Below are 13562 nucleotides of genomic sequence, written 5' to 3'. Positions count from 1 at the left end.
AGGCGTCCTGGACGGTTCCATCCGGGCGGCGAACGCCCTAGGTTTCGCGCCCCGGTGGTCAGGGCGCGTCATGGAGCTTCGCAATATCCCCGTGCTGGTCACGGGCGCCGCAGGATTTGTCGGCTCGGCCGTGGCCCGCGCGCTACAGGCGCGCGGCGCGGCCGTTCGCGTCCTGGTGCGCCCGTCGAGCCCGCGGACCAACCTCGAGGGCCTCGACGCCGAGGTCGCAGTGGGCGACATCCGCGACCAGGCTGCGGTGGCTGAGGCGCTGACGGGCTGCCGCTACCTGTTCCACGTGGCCGCCGATTACCGGATCTGGGCGCGCGATCCGCAGGAGATCGTCCGCAACAACATCGAGGGCGTCGGCGCGGTGATGGCCGCGGCGATCGGCGCCGGCCTCGAGCGCGTGGTCTATACGTCGAGCGTCGCCACCCTGCGCCTCCACGCCGAGGGCTCGCCCGCCGACGAGACCGGGCCGCTCAGCGAGGACGAGGCCATCGGCGCCTACAAGCGCAGCAAGGTGGCGGCCGAGCGGATCGTCGAGCGCCTGGCGGCCGAGCGCGGCCTGCCGGCGGTGATCGTCAGCCCCTCCACGCCCATCGGCCCGCGTGACGTCAAGCCCACGCCCACCGGCCGGATCATCGTCGAAGCCGCCCAGGGCAAGATGCCGGCCTATGTCGACACCGGCCTCAACCTCGTCCATGTCGACGACGTCGCCGAGGGCCATCTGCTGGCCCTGGAGAAAGGCCGCATCGGCGAGCGCTACATCCTGGGCGGCCAGGATGCGCCGCTGAGTGAGATGCTGGGCGAGATCGCCCGCCTGAGCGGCCGCCGCGCGCCCACCGTGCGGCTGCCCATCGGCCCATTGTGGCCGCTCGCCGAGATCGCCGAACTGATCGGCCAGGTGACGGGCCGCGAGCCCTTCCTGACCAAGGATGCGCTGAAGATGGCGAGCCACCACATGTACTTCAGCTCCGCCAAGGCGGAGCGCGAGCTGGGCTATTCGGCGCGTCCCTATCCGGAGGCGCTGCAGGACGCCCTGACCTGGTTTCGCGCGCGGGGATACCTCTAGATGATCGAAGGCGTGCTGGGTCTGCTGGCGGTGGCGATCTGGGCCTATCTGCTGACGGCCCGCGGCGGTTTCTGGCGCGCCGACCAGACCGATGCGGCCGGCGTCCCCGAGCCGGCGGCCTGGCCGGGCGTGGTCGCCGTGGTCCCGGCGCGCGACGAGGCCGACGTCATCGCCCGCTCCGTCGGCAGCCTTTTGGCCCAGGACTATCCCGGGGCCTTCAAGGTGGTGTTGGTGGACGACGACAGCTCCGACGGCACCGCCGAAGCCGCCCGCGCCGCGGCCCGGGCGCTGGGCGCGGCGGACCGGCTGGAGGTCCTGAGCGGCGCGCCCCTGCCCGCCGGCTGGACCGGAAAACTGTGGGCGATGTCGCAGGGGGTCGCACGGGCCTCGGAGCTGGCGCCCAGGTACCTGCTGCTCACCGACGCCGACATCGCCCACGACGCCGACAACCTGCGCCGCCTGGTCGCCCGCGCCGAGCGCGGTGCCTTTACGCTCACCTCGCTGATGGCCGAGCTGCACTGCGCGACCTTCGCGGAGAAGCTGTTGATCCCGGCCTTCGTGCTGTTCTTCCAGATGGTCTATCCGTTCCGCCAGGTGAACGATCCGAGGCGAAAGCTCGCGGGCGCGGCCGGCGGCTGCATGCTGGCCGACCGCGAGGCCCTGGCCCGCGCCGGCGGCGTGGCCGCGATCCGCGCGGCGGTGATCGACGACTGCGCCATGGGGGCGATCATGAAGGCGCAGGGGCCCATCTGGCTCGGCCTGACGCACCGCGCCCGCTCCATCCGGCCCTATCCGGACGTGGGCGCGATCGGGCGGATGATCTCGCGCTCGGCCTTCGCCCAGCTCAACTATTCGGCCCTGACGCTGGCCGGGACGCTGGTCGGGCTGGTGCTGACCTACCTGGTCCCGCCGGCGCTCGCCGTGTTCGGCTCGGGTCCCGCGCGCTGGGCGGGCGTCGTGGCCTGGCTTGGCATGGCGGTGTGCTTCCAGCCCATGCTGCGCTTCTACCGCCGCTCGCCGCTGTGGGGCCTGGCCCTGCCGGCGATCGGGACGCTCTACGCCCTCTTCACCCTGCAATCGGCCATCCAGGTCTGGCGCGGCGAGGGCGGCATGTGGAAGGGCCGCGCCCAGGCCCCCACATCCCGGTCCAGAGGGGCGAGGACCGCATGAGCGCCGCCCAGGACCTGGTCTCCGGCAAGGGGCACAAGGACGAGAACTTCCCAGTCGCCTCGGTGCTGATCGAGCCGCGCTACCGCGCCCCGGTGATGGCCTTCTACCGCTTCGCCCGCACCGCCGACGACGTCGCCGACCACGCCACCGCCAGCGACCGCGAGCGCCTGCGCCTACTCGAGGAGATGCGCGCCACCCTGACCGGCAAGCACGACCGCGACGCTCCCGCGCTCGGCCTGCGCCAGGCGCTGGCCGAGCGGAAATTGCCGGTGACCCATGCGCTCGACCTGTTGGAAGCCTTCCGCCGTGACGTCGTTAAGTCGAGGTACGCCAACTGGGACGAGCTGATGGACTATTGCCGCTACTCCGCGGCGCCGGTGGGCCGCATGGTGCTGGACATCCACGGCGAGGCGCAGGCCACCTGGGCCGCCTCCGACGCGCTCTGCGCCGCCCTGCAGGTGATCAACCACCTGCAGGATTGCGCCAAGGACTACCGCGAACTCGACCGGGTCTATCTGCCGGAGGAGGACCTGGCCGCCGCCGGCCTGGACGTCACCGCGCTGGCCCAGCCGGCCGCCTCGCCGGGCCTTCGGCTGGTGATCTCCAGCCTGGCGCGCCAGACCCGCGAACTGCTGGCCCGCGGCCGGCCGCTGGCGGGCCAGATCCGCAACGGCCGGCTGCGCCTGGAGGTGGCCTTCATCCAGCGCGTGGCGGAGGATCTGACCCAGCGGCTGATGGACCGCGATCCGCTAAGTGAGCGGGTGCACCACCGCAAGCTGGAGCTGATCCCCTTGGCGGGTTCGGCGCTGGCGCGGGCGCTCACCGATCCGCGAGACATCGCCGTGCGGGGAGGCTAGCAACAGTCATGGCCATGACCCTTTCGCGCCCTGCCGACGCTGACCCCAAGGCCGCCGCCGCCAACGCCCAGGCCGCGTCCGGCAGCTCGTTCTACGCCGGCATGCGCGTCCTGCCGAAGGCCGAGCGCGAGGCCATGTACGCGATCTACGGCTTCTGCCGCGTCGTCGACGACATCGCCGACGACCAGACCATGCCGATCCCGCAGCAGCGTGTGGCGCTGGACGCCTGGCGCGCCGACCTCGAGGCGCTCTACGCCGGCGGCGATCCGGGCCAGGCGGCCATGCTCGCCGACGCCGTCGCGCGCTACCGTCTCGACAAGGAAGACTTCCTGGCGGTCGTCGACGGCATGCAGATGGACCTGGAAGGCATCGTCCGGCCGGATCTGGAGACCCTCTACCTCTATTGCGACCGGGTCGCCGTGGCCGTGGGGCGGCTGTCGATCCGGGTGTTCGGCATGGCCGACGATCCCGGCCTGACCCTGGCCCACCACCTGGGCCGCGCCCTGCAGCTGACCAACGTCCTGCGCGATGTTGACGAGGACGCCGACATCGGCCGCCTCTACCTGCCCGACGAACTCCTGACCAATGCCGGGATCGCAAACGACGATCCGCACGAGGCGATCCTCATGCCGGGCGTGGACGCGGTCTGCCGCGAGCTGGCCGAGACCGCCCAGGCCCACTTCCGCGAGGCCAACCGCATCCTGGCCGCCAAGCCGCCCGGCCGCCTGGCCGCGCCGCGGCTGATGGAGGCGGCCTATGCGGGCCTCCTGAAGCAGATGCAGGCCCGCGGCTGGGCCGCGCCGCGCACTCAAGTGAAGGTCAAGAAGGCGGCGCTGATCTGGTTGCTCCTGACCCAGGGCCTGTTCGGATGACGGTCCATGTGGTGGGCGCTGGGCTCGCGGGGCTCGGCGCCGCGACGGCGCTGGCGGAAGCCGGGCTGGCCGTCGAGGTCTCGGAGGCGGCCGCCCAGGCGGGCGGGCGCTGCCGCTCCTATTTCGACGCCCAGGTGGGCCTGACCATCGACAACGGCAACCACTTGGTGCTGTCGGGCAATCCGGCGGTGAAGGCCTATCTGGCGCGCCTGGGCGCGAGCGACCGCCTGACTGGGCCGGCCGAGACGCAGTTCCCCTTCGTCGACCTGGCGAGCGGCGAGCGCTGGACCGTGCGGCCCAATCCCAGCGTCCTGCCCTGGTGGATCTTCAGCCGCGCCCGCGGCGTGCCCGGCGCGAAGCTCGGCGACTACCTTGGCCTGGCCGGACTGCTGAACGCCAAGGCCGGCCAGCGGGTGGACGAGGCGATCGCCTGCGAGGGCCCGGTGTGGGACCGGCTGATGCGACCGGTGCTGCTGGCCGCCCTCAACCTCGCCCCCGAAGCCGGCGCGGCGGAGCTGGCGGCCAATGTGGTGCGCGAGACCCTGGCCAAGGGCGGCGCAGCCTATGCGCCGCGTGTGCCGACGCCGGGCCTGGCCGCGGCCTTCGTCGATCCGGCCCTGGCCTACCTGGACGCGCGCGGCGCGGGCGTGCGCCTGCAACGACGGCTGACCGGCCTTGAGGCCGCGGACCGCCGCGTGACCGGCCTGACCTTCTCCGACGGCGGCGCCGTGACCCTGGCGGCCGCCGACCGGGTGGTGCTGGCTGTCCCGCCCTGGATCGCCGCGGAGCTGCTGCCCGGCCTCACCGTGCCGGACGCCTTCGAGAGCATCGTCAACGGCCACTTCCGCCTGGCGCCGCCGCCTGGCGCGCCGCTGATCACCGGGGTGCTGAACTCGACGGTCGAGTGGATCTTCTGCTTCGAGGACCGCATCTCGGTCACGGTCAGCGGGGCCAACGCCATCATCGGCGAGGCGCGCGAGAGCCTGGCCCGGCGCCTGTGGGCCGAGGTCGCCCAGGCGCTGGCCTTGCCCGCCCACCTGCCGCCCTGGCAGATCGTCAAGGAAAAGCGCGCCACCTTCGCCGCCACCGTCGAGCAGCAGGCGCGCCGGCCGGGCACGCGCACGGAACTCGCCAACCTCGCCCTCGCCGGTGACTGGACGCGGACGGGCCTGCCCGCCACAATCGAGGGCGCGCTCCGCTCCGGCGCCGCGGCCGCCCGACACGTCATCGAAGAGACCCGCCGATGAACGATATCTCCGCAGGCCTGAGTCCGCCGATCACCGTCCTCGACCGGCGCATCCGCCGCGCCGCCGAGGCGCTCCTGAAGCGCCAGCAGCCCGACGGCCACTGGGTCTTCGAGCTGGAGGCCGACGCCACCATCCCGGCGGAATACATTCTGCTGCGCCAGTTCCTGAACGAGCCGGACGACCTGGAGCTGGAGCGCAGGATCGGCGTCTATCTGCGCCGCATCCAGGGCGCGCACCACGGCTGGCCGCTGGTCCACGGCGGGCCTTTCGACGTCAGCGCCAGCATCAAGGCCTACTACGCCTTGAAGATGATCGGCGACGATCCGGAGGCGCCACACATGGCCGCCGCCCGCGCCGCGATCCGCGCCCACGGAGGGCCCAACGCCGCCAACGTCTTCACCCGCATCCAACTCGCCCTGTTCGGCCAGATGTCCTGGGCGCGCATCCCGACCATGCCGATCGAGCTGATCCTGCTGCCGCGCTGGTTCCCGATCCACCTGTCGAAGATGTCCTACTGGGCGCGCACGGTGATCGTGCCGCTGCTGGTGCTGCAGACCCGGAAACCCGTGGCGCGCAATCCGCGCGGCGTCGGCATCGCCGAGCTCTACGAGGGCGCTGCCGACATCAGGCCTGCCTCCAAGGCCGCGGCGACCAAGCGGATCTGGACCGTCGGCTTCAACGCCCTCGACGTGGTGCTGAAGGCGGCCGAGGGCCTGTGGCCCAGGCGACTGCGGGCGCGCGCCACCCAGGCCTGCGTGGACTTCGTCACCGAGCGGCTGAACGGCGTCGATGGCCTGGGCGCGATCTACCCGGCCATGGCCAACAGCGTGATGATGTTCGACACCCTGGGCTACCCGGCCGATCATCCCAACCGCGCGATGGCCCGGGAGTCGGTCGAGCGCCTCCTGGTGGTCAAGGACGACGAGGTCTACTGCCAGCCCTGCGTCTCGCCGGTCTGGGACACGGCGCTGACCTGCCACACCCTCTTGGAGGTGGGCGGCGAGGCCGGCGAGGCCGCCGCCGCCCAGGGCCTCGACTGGCTGATCCCGCGCCAGGTGCTGGACGTGAAGGGCGACTGGGCCGAGCAGAAGCCGGACGTGCGCCCCGGCGGCTGGGCCTTCCAGTACAACAACGCCCACTATCCGGACCTCGACGACACCGCAGTGGTGGTCATGGCCATGGACCGCGCCCGCCCGCGCTCAGGCGCGCGGTTCGACGAGGCCATCGCGCGCGGGACTGAATGGGTCGAGGGCTTGCAGAGCCGCGACGGCGGCTGGGGCGCCTTCGACGCCGACAACAGCTTCCACTACCTGAACAACATCCCCTTCGCCGACCATGGCGCCCTGCTCGACCCGCCGACCGACGACGTGACCGCCCGCTGCATCAGCATGCTGGCCCAGCTCGGCAAGGACCGCGGCGATCCGCAGGTGAAGGCCGCGCTCGATTTCCTGGCCACATCGCAGATGGCGGACGGCAGCTGGTTCGGCCGCTGGGGCGTCAACTACGTCTACGGGACCTGGTCGGTGCTCTGCGCCCTGAACGCCGTGGGCCTGACCGCCGAGGACCCGATGGTCCGCCGCGCCGCCGACTGGCTGGTGGCCATCCAGAACGCCGACGGCGGCTGGGGCGAGGACTGTGAGAGCTACGCCCTCGACTACAAGGGCCACCAGCCCGCGCCCTCCGCCGCGTCCCAGACCGCCTGGGCGCTTATGGGGCTGATGGCGGCGGGGCTGGTCGACCATCCGGCGGTCGCGCGCGGGGTGGCCTGGCTGACGTCCGTCGAGGACGCCGAAGGCTTCTGGCCGGAGGCGGGCTACACCGGCGGCGGGTTCCCGCGGGTCTTCTACCTGCGCTACCACGGCTATTCGAAGTTCTTCCCGCTCTGGGCGCTCGCCCGCTACCGCAACCTGACGCAGGCCAATAGCCGCCAGGTCGGCTTCGGCATGTGACGATCCTCATCGCCACCGGCCTCAAGCGCGAGGCCCAGATCCTCGGCGGCCCCGGCATCTTGGCGATCCCCGGCGGCGGCCGGGCCCAGGCCCTGGAGGCGGCGGCGGAGGGGGCGGAGGCCATCGCGAGCCTCGGGATCGGCGGCGCGCTCGCGCCGGGCCTCCAGACCGGGGATTGGGTGGTGGCGACGGAAATCCTGGCCGACGGCCTGAGCGCGCCCACCGACGCGGCCTGGGCCGCCGCGATCGCCCAGCGCCTGCCCGGCGCGCGGACCGGCGCGATCCTGGGCTCCGACGCCATGCTGATCCGCGCCGCGGAGAAGGCCGACGCCCATCGACGCTACGGCGCCCTCGCGGTCGATATGGAGAGCCATGTGGCGGCCCGCGTCGCCGCGCGGCTGGGCCTGCCGTTCGCGGCGGCCCGGGTGGTCTCCGACGCAGCGGACCGGGACCTGCCGGACGCGGTGACGGTGGGCATGACGCCGGACGGCGGCATGGCGCTGGGCGCGGTGCTCTGGGCGCTGGCCAAGCGGCCCGCCCAGCTGCCGGCGCTGATCCGCGCCGGCCGCGAGGCGGAGATCGCGTTCCGGGCCCTAGCTGACGCGCGCCGTCTTCTTGGCCCGCGGATTGGCCGTGCGGATCTCGTGCAGCTTGCGCTCGACGTGGGATGAGAAGACGAAGTCGGCGGGCCGCTGCTTATCGAGCGGGATCTCCGGCGCCATCTTGCCTTCGGTCTTGATGCCGCCCAGCGCCACCTTCATCAGGTTCAGCGGATTGGTCACCGACTCGCGCACCGCCGTGCCCTCGAAGCCGCAGTGGACCATGCAGTTGGCGCACTTCTCGTAGTTGCCGACGCCGTACTTGTCCCACTCGGTGTCGTCCATCAGCTCCTTGAAGGTCTTCACATAGCCTTCGCCGAGCAGGTAGCAGGGCTTCTGCCAGCCGAAGACGGTGCGGGCCGGCATGCTCCAGGGCGTGCATTCGAAGGTCTGGTTGCCGGCCAGGAAGTCGAGGAACAGGTCCGACTGGGTGAAGGACCAGGCCTTGCCGTTCTTGCCGCGCTTGAAGATCTCGCGGAACAGCGTCTTGGTCTTCTCGCGGTTCAGGAAGTGCTCCTGGTCGGGCGCGCGCTCGTAGGAATAGCCGGGCGAGACCGTGATGCCGTCGAGGCCGAGGGCGGTCATCTCGTCGAAGAACGCGGCCACCCGTTCGGGATCCGAGCCTTCGAACAGGGTGCAGTTGATCTGCACCCGGAAGCCCTTGGACTTGGCCAGCAGGATCGCTTCCACGGCCTTGTCGTAGACGCCGGTCTGGCAGACTGACTTGTCGTGCATCACCTGGTCGCCGTCGAGGTGGATGGACCAGGAGAGGAAGGGCGAGGGCTTGTACTGGTCGATCTTCTTGGCCAGCAGGAGGGCGTTGGTGCAGAGGATCACGAACTTCTTGCGCTGGATGAAGCCCTCGACGATCCGCGGCATGTCGCGGTGCAACAGGGGCTCGCCGCCGGCGATGGAGACCGCCGGCGCGCCGCACTCGTCGATCGCGGCCATGCAGTCGTCATAGCTGAGCCGCTGGTTCAGGATCTCGTCCGGATAGTCGATCTTGCCGCAGCCGGCGCACGCCAGGTTGCAGCGGAACAGCGGCTCCAACATCAGCACGAGGGGGTAGCGCTTGCGCCCCATCAGGTGCTGCTTCACCACATAGCCACCGATACGGGCGGCCTGGCCGAACGGAATTCCCACGGGGTCTAGTCCTTCTCGCTCAAGCTTCCGCCGTTTCCGGCTCATTCTCCTCCTGCCGCAACTCGGGCGGCAGGCGGAACACGATATTCTCTTCGACGCCGTTCATTTGCGTGACTTCGACGTCCTCAATGCGGCGCAGGGCGGCGATGACGTCGAGCACCAGTTCCTCCGGCGCGGACGCCCCCGCCGTCAAGCCCACCGAGGCCACACCCGCGACCCAATCGATGCTGAGCTCGGTGGCGTCGGCGATCAGATAGCTGGGCACGCCCTCCTCCACGCCGATCTCGCGCAGGCGGTTGGAGTTGGAGCTGTTGCTGGCGCCCACCACCAGCAGGACGTCCACCTTGCGGCAGAGTTCGCGCACCGCCGACTGGCGATGCTGGGTGGCGTAGCAGATGTCCGAGGTGTTCGGCCCGACGATGTCGGTGAAGCGGGCCTTCAGCGCGGCGATCACCTCGCGGGTCTCGTCGACGCTGAGCGTGGTCTGGGTCACGTAGGCGGCCGGGGTGTCGCGCTGCAGGTCCAGCGACTCCACGTCCGCCGGCGTCGAGACCAGGCGCACGGGGGCGTCCACCTGGCCGATGGTGCCCTCGACCTCCGGGTGGCCGGCGTGGCCGATCAGGATCAGGGCGCGGCCCAGGCCGACATAGCGGCGGCTCTGCGAATGGACCTTGGAGACCAGCGGGCAGGTGGCGTCCAGCACCGGCAGGCCGCGCTCGCGGGCGTCCTCGACCACCGAGCGGGCGACGCCGTGGGCGCTGAAGATGGTGACGGCGCCTTCCGGCACCTGGTCGAGCTCATCGACGAAACGCGCGCCCTTGGCCTCCAGGCCGCTGACCACATGGCGGTTGTGGACGATCTCGTGGCGCACATAGACCGGCGCCCCGAACTTCTCGAGCGCCCGCTCGACGATGTCGATGGCGCGCACCACGCCGGCGCAGAAGCCTCGGGGCTGGGCCAGGACCACTCGCATCGACCACACCTCCAACAGTTCCGGCGACGCGAAGGAAGCGCCCGCCCAAGGCCCCGAACGTGGGCTACGCCACCCCAGATTGACAGATGAGGGTCGTCCGAACCAAGCGCATCTATGCAACACCTGAGCACGATGAGCTGGCACGGCCTGGAACCGCTCGCCTGGACCGCTTAGGTGGTTCATGACGCGCCGCCGTGCAAGGCTGCGACTCAGAAACCGGCGGAGCGACACCGATGAATACCGCTGATTCCCAGGCCGCGAAGCTCTCGGAGAATGATTCGCCCCCCCACAACGAGGGGGCCCGGAGCGACGCCGCGCGCGCCGCGCTGGAGGGTGCGCTCTCGGCCACAGCCGCTCAGGTGGAGGCCGCTCTCGACGCCCTCCTGCCGCGTCCGGCCGGCCTCCACGGCCGCGCCCAGGAGGCGATGCGCTACGCCATCTTCGCCGGCGGCAAGCGGCTGCGGCCCTTCCTGGTGCTGCAGTCGGCGGGCCTGTTCGGCGTCGCGCCGGGCCACGCGATGCGCGTGGCGGCCGCCATCGAGGCGCTGCACACCTATTCGCTGGTGCACGACGACCTGCCGGCCATGGACGATGACGACCTGCGGCGCGGCAAGCCCACGGCGCACAAGCAGTTCGACGAAGCGACCGCCATCCTGGCCGGCGACGGCCTGCTGACCCTGGCTTTCGAGCTCCTGGCCGATCCGGCGACCCATCCGTCGGGCGACATTCGCGCCGAACTGGTCGCCAGCCTCGCCCGCGCGGCCGGCAGCGACGGCATGATCGGCGGCCAGATGATCGATATCGAGGCCCCGAACCACCAGTTGGGCGCCGCCCAGATCATCGAATTGCAGCAAAAGAAGACCGGCGCCCTCTTCGAATTCTCCTGCGCGGCGGGCGCCATCCTGGGCGGCGCCGGCGCGTCCGACCGCGCGGCCCTGCATGCCTACGCCCGCGACTTCGGCCTGGCCTTCCAGATCTGCGACGACCTCATCGATGTGCTGGGTTCCGCCGAGACCGCCGGCAAGCAGGTCGGCAAGGACGCGGCCCAGGGCAAGGCCACGCTGGTGTCCATCTGGGGCGTCGAGCACGCCCGCTCGGAAGCCGAGCGTTTGGCCGAACAGGCCAGCTCAGCCCTGGCGCCTTACGGCCAGGCCGCCCATCTGCTGCGGGCGCTCCCCTTCTTCCTGTTGGATCGGCGCAGCTAGGGAACGTTGCGTCCGCCCCACCGGTTCGCGTCCCGTCCAGAGGTGTTCATGACTGTTGGAAGTCCCTTGCTGGATCAGATCTCCATCCCCGCAGACCTGCGGGGCCTGCCGAAAGACGATCTGAGGCAATTGGCGCAAGAGCTGCGCGCGGAGACCATTGCGGCGGTCTCGGTGACCGGCGGCCATCTGGGCGCGGGTCTTGGAGTGGTGGAGCTGACGCTCGCTCTGCACTTCGTGTTCGAGACGCCGAAGGATCGTTTGATCTGGGACGTCGGCCACCAGGCCTATCCGCACAAGGTGCTGACCGGCCGGCGCGGGCGCATCCGTACGCTGCGCCAGGGCGGCGGCCTCTCCGGCTTCACCAAGCGCAGCGAAAGCGAGTACGACCCGTTCGGCGCGGCGCACTCCTCGACCTCGATCTCGGCTGGATTGGGCATGGCGGTGGCCCGCGACTTGAGCGGCGGCGACAACCGGGTGATCGCGGTGATCGGCGACGGGGCGATGAGCGCCGGCATGGCCTATGAGGCGCTGAACAACGCCGGCGCGCGGGCCGGCCAGCTCTTGGTGGTGCTGAACGACAACGACATGTCGATCGCCAGGCCGGTGGGCGCGCTCAGCCGCCACCTGAACGGCCTGACCGCGCGGGATGGCGAGACCACCGGCGCGCTCTTCGAGAAGCTGGGCTTCCGCTACCTGGGCCCCATCGATGGCCATGACCTGGGCGCCCTGGTGCCGGCGCTGGAGGCGATCCGCGACGGCGAGGCGGGCCCGGTGCTGCTGCACGTGGTCACCGAGAAGGGCCGCGGTTACACCCACGCCGAGAGCTCCGCCGACCGGCTGCACGCGGTCAGCAAGTTTGACGTGGATACCGGGGTGCAGGCCAAGGGCAAGCCCGCCGCGCCCAGCTACACCAAGGTGTTCGCCGAGGCCCTGGTCCGCGAGGCCGAGGACGACGACCGCATCGTCGCCATCACCGGCGCCATGCCCTCGGGCACCGGCCTCGACCTCTTCGAGACCCACTTCCCGGAGCGGATGTTCGACGTCGGCATCGCCGAGCAGCATGCGGTGACCTTCGCCGCCGGCCTGGCGGCGGAGGGCTACAAACCCTTCTGCGCGATCTACTCGACCTTCCTGCAGCGGGCCTACGACCAGGTGGTCCACGACGTGGCGATCCAGGGCCTGCCGGTGCGCTTCGCCATCGACCGGGCGGGCCTGGTGGGCGCCGATGGCGCCACCCACGCCGGGTCCTTCGACCTGGCCTACTTAAGCTGCCTGCCGGGCTTCGTGGTGATGGCCGCCGCCGACGAGGCCGAGCTGACACACATGGTCGCGACCGCGGCGGCCTACGACAAGGGCCCGATCGCCTTCCGCTATCCGCGCGGCGAGGGCGTGGGCGTGCCCCTGCCCGCCCGGGGCGAGGTGCTGCCGATCGGCAAGGGCCGGGTGCTGCGCGAGGGCAAGGACGTGGCCATCCTCAGCGTCGGCACGCGTCTGCAGCCGGCGCTGGCCGCGGCCGAGCACCTGGCCAGCCGGGGCGTCTCCTGCACCGTGGCCGATGCCCGCTTCGTCAAGCCCTTCGACCGCGACCTGGTCCGCAGGCTGGCCCAAGGCCACCACATGCTGATCACCCTGGAGGAAGGCTCCATCGGCGGCTTCGGCAGCCAGGTGCTGGACTACCTCGTCAACAACGACCTGATGCGCTCGGGCCTGTCGGTCAGAACCCTCACCCTGCCCGACGCCTTCCAGGACCACGACGACCCCATCAAGCAGTACGCCCAGGCCGGGCTGAACGCCGCCGACATCGTGCGCGTTGTCGAAACCAGCCTCGCCCAGATAGCCTGATCCCCCATGAACCCCATGCGCTACGCCCTCAGCTCCGCCCTCGCCCTGGCCGTCGCCTTCGCGGCGGCCCCGCCGGCCGTCCACGCCCAGGCCGCCGACCCCGCCGCCGCCCAGATCGAGAAGTTCGACGATGCCCTGCTGGACGTCATGAAGCGGGCCAAGGCGCTCGGCCCGCGCGGCCGCTTCGACGCCCTGCAGCCCGCCGTCGAGCGCGCCTTCGACCTGCCGGCCATGACCCGCTTCGCCGTGGGCACGACCTGGGCGAGCGTCCCCGCCGACCAGCAGGCCGAGCTGATCAAGGCCTTCAGCCGCATGACCGTCGCCACCTACGCCCGCAATTTCGACGGCTACGGCGGCGAGAAGTTCTCGGTGGGCAAGGTCGACACCCGAGGCCCCGACAAGCTGGTCCACACCCTGCTCTCAGGCGGCGGTGACCCGACGAACCTGGCCTATCGCATGCGCGAGAGCGGCGGCGCCTGGAAGGTGATCGACGTCTACTACAACACCGCCGTCAGCTCGCTCTTGGGCCAGCGCTCGGAGTATGCCTCGACGCTCAGCGCCGGCGGGGCCCCAGCCCTGGTGAAGAAGCTGAACGCCCGCGCCGACCAGTTGCTGCAACCCCGCTGACCGCCG

General features: G+C 71.1%; 12 protein-coding genes. 10 read left to right on the top strand and 2 right to left on the bottom strand.

Annotation, left to right across the window (positions count from 1 at the left end):
• Positions 1-70 precede the first annotated feature (70 nt).
• From hpnA to E8A49_RS10005, 7 genes are read left to right on the top strand one after another with little or no spacing between them, the layout of a single operon-like run.
• The gene (gene hpnA, locus E8A49_RS10035; protein WP_293379984.1) at positions 71-1072 is read left to right on the top strand and encodes a hopanoid-associated sugar epimerase; all 1002 of its coding nucleotides are present in this window, start codon (positions 71-73) and stop codon (positions 1070-1072) included.
• Positions 1073-2242, top strand: coding sequence for a glycosyltransferase (locus E8A49_RS10030; RefSeq protein ID WP_293379981.1), 1170 nt, complete (start codon positions 1073-1075; stop codon positions 2240-2242).
• Positions 2239-3099 carry a squalene synthase HpnC gene (gene hpnC, locus E8A49_RS10025; RefSeq protein ID WP_293379978.1) on the top strand — a complete coding sequence of 287 codons (861 nt, stop codon included), beginning with the start codon at positions 2239-2241 and terminating at the stop codon, positions 3097-3099. Before E8A49_RS10030 ends, hpnC begins: the two co-directional genes overlap by 4 nt.
• Before the next feature lie 8 nt (positions 3100-3107).
• Positions 3108-3971, top strand: coding sequence for a presqualene diphosphate synthase HpnD (gene hpnD / locus E8A49_RS10020; protein ID WP_293379975.1), 864 nt, complete (start codon positions 3108-3110; stop codon positions 3969-3971).
• Complete coding sequence (gene hpnE, locus E8A49_RS10015) at positions 3968-5218, top strand: hydroxysqualene dehydroxylase HpnE (RefSeq protein WP_293379972.1); 1251 nt, start codon at positions 3968-3970, stop codon at positions 5216-5218. The genes hpnD and hpnE overlap by 4 nt, the downstream gene beginning before the upstream one ends.
• Entirely contained in the window at positions 5215-7167 is a 1953-nt protein-coding gene (shc, locus tag E8A49_RS10010; RefSeq protein ID WP_293379969.1) for a squalene--hopene cyclase, read from the top strand. The genes hpnE and shc overlap by 4 nt, the downstream gene beginning before the upstream one ends.
• Positions 7164-7838, top strand: coding sequence for a hypothetical protein (locus E8A49_RS10005; protein WP_293379966.1), 675 nt, complete (start codon positions 7164-7166; stop codon positions 7836-7838). Before shc ends, E8A49_RS10005 begins: the two co-directional genes overlap by 4 nt.
• Here E8A49_RS10005 and hpnH read toward each other — a convergent pair.
• Positions 7761-8909, bottom strand: a complete 1149-nt coding sequence (gene hpnH / locus E8A49_RS10000; RefSeq protein ID WP_293379963.1) for an adenosyl-hopene transferase HpnH — start codon at positions 8907-8909, stop codon at positions 7761-7763. The two genes, E8A49_RS10005 and hpnH, sit on opposite strands and share 78 nt — an antisense overlap.
• Before the next feature lie 19 nt (positions 8910-8928).
• Complete coding sequence (ispH, locus tag E8A49_RS09995) at positions 8929-9882, bottom strand: 4-hydroxy-3-methylbut-2-enyl diphosphate reductase (RefSeq protein ID WP_293379960.1); 954 nt, start codon at positions 9880-9882, stop codon at positions 8929-8931.
• Positions 9883-10115: 233 nt separating this feature from the next.
• Here ispH and E8A49_RS09990 point away from each other — a divergent pair, with 233 nt between their 5' ends.
• From E8A49_RS09990 to E8A49_RS09980, 3 genes are read left to right on the top strand one after another with little or no spacing between them, the layout of a single operon-like run.
• Positions 10116-11087, top strand: coding sequence for a polyprenyl synthetase family protein (locus tag E8A49_RS09990; RefSeq protein WP_293379957.1), 972 nt, complete (start codon positions 10116-10118; stop codon positions 11085-11087).
• Between the two features lie 48 nt (positions 11088-11135).
• Positions 11136-12929 carry a 1-deoxy-D-xylulose-5-phosphate synthase gene (dxs, locus tag E8A49_RS09985; RefSeq protein WP_293379954.1) on the top strand — a complete coding sequence of 598 codons (1794 nt, stop codon included), beginning with the start codon at positions 11136-11138 and terminating at the stop codon, positions 12927-12929.
• A 6-nt stretch (positions 12930-12935) separates the two neighbouring features.
• Positions 12936-13556, top strand: a complete 621-nt coding sequence (locus E8A49_RS09980) for an ABC transporter substrate-binding protein (protein ID WP_293379951.1) — start codon at positions 12936-12938, stop codon at positions 13554-13556.
• The last annotated feature ends 6 nt before the right edge of the window (positions 13557-13562 follow it).

This window comes from Phenylobacterium sp., assembly GCF_004799515.1.
Lineage (GTDB): Bacteria > Pseudomonadota > Alphaproteobacteria > Caulobacterales > Caulobacteraceae > Phenylobacterium.
Note: the sequence above shows the minus strand (reverse complement) of the source record. Positions and strands in the feature narration are given on the sequence as shown.

Coding starts and splice junctions, on each gene's coding strand:
- hpnA (WP_293379984.1), top strand. CDS start 71: ATGGAGCTTCGCAATATCCCCGTGCTGGTCACGGGCGCCGCAGGATTT.
- E8A49_RS09980 (WP_293379951.1), top strand. CDS start 12,936: ATGAACCCCATGCGCTACGCCCTCAGCTCCGCCCTCGCCCTGGCCGTC.
- ispH (WP_293379960.1), bottom strand. CDS start 9,882: ATGCGAGTGGTCCTGGCCCAGCCCCGAGGCTTCTGCGCCGGCGTGGTG.
- E8A49_RS09990 (WP_293379957.1), top strand. CDS start 10,116: ATGAATACCGCTGATTCCCAGGCCGCGAAGCTCTCGGAGAATGATTCG.
- hpnE (WP_293379972.1), top strand. CDS start 3,968: ATGACGGTCCATGTGGTGGGCGCTGGGCTCGCGGGGCTCGGCGCCGCG.
- dxs (WP_293379954.1), top strand. CDS start 11,136: ATGACTGTTGGAAGTCCCTTGCTGGATCAGATCTCCATCCCCGCAGAC.
- E8A49_RS10030 (WP_293379981.1), top strand. CDS start 1,073: ATGATCGAAGGCGTGCTGGGTCTGCTGGCGGTGGCGATCTGGGCCTAT.
- hpnD (WP_293379975.1), top strand. CDS start 3,108: ATGGCCATGACCCTTTCGCGCCCTGCCGACGCTGACCCCAAGGCCGCC.
- shc (WP_293379969.1), top strand. CDS start 5,215: ATGAACGATATCTCCGCAGGCCTGAGTCCGCCGATCACCGTCCTCGAC.
- hpnC (WP_293379978.1), top strand. CDS start 2,239: ATGAGCGCCGCCCAGGACCTGGTCTCCGGCAAGGGGCACAAGGACGAG.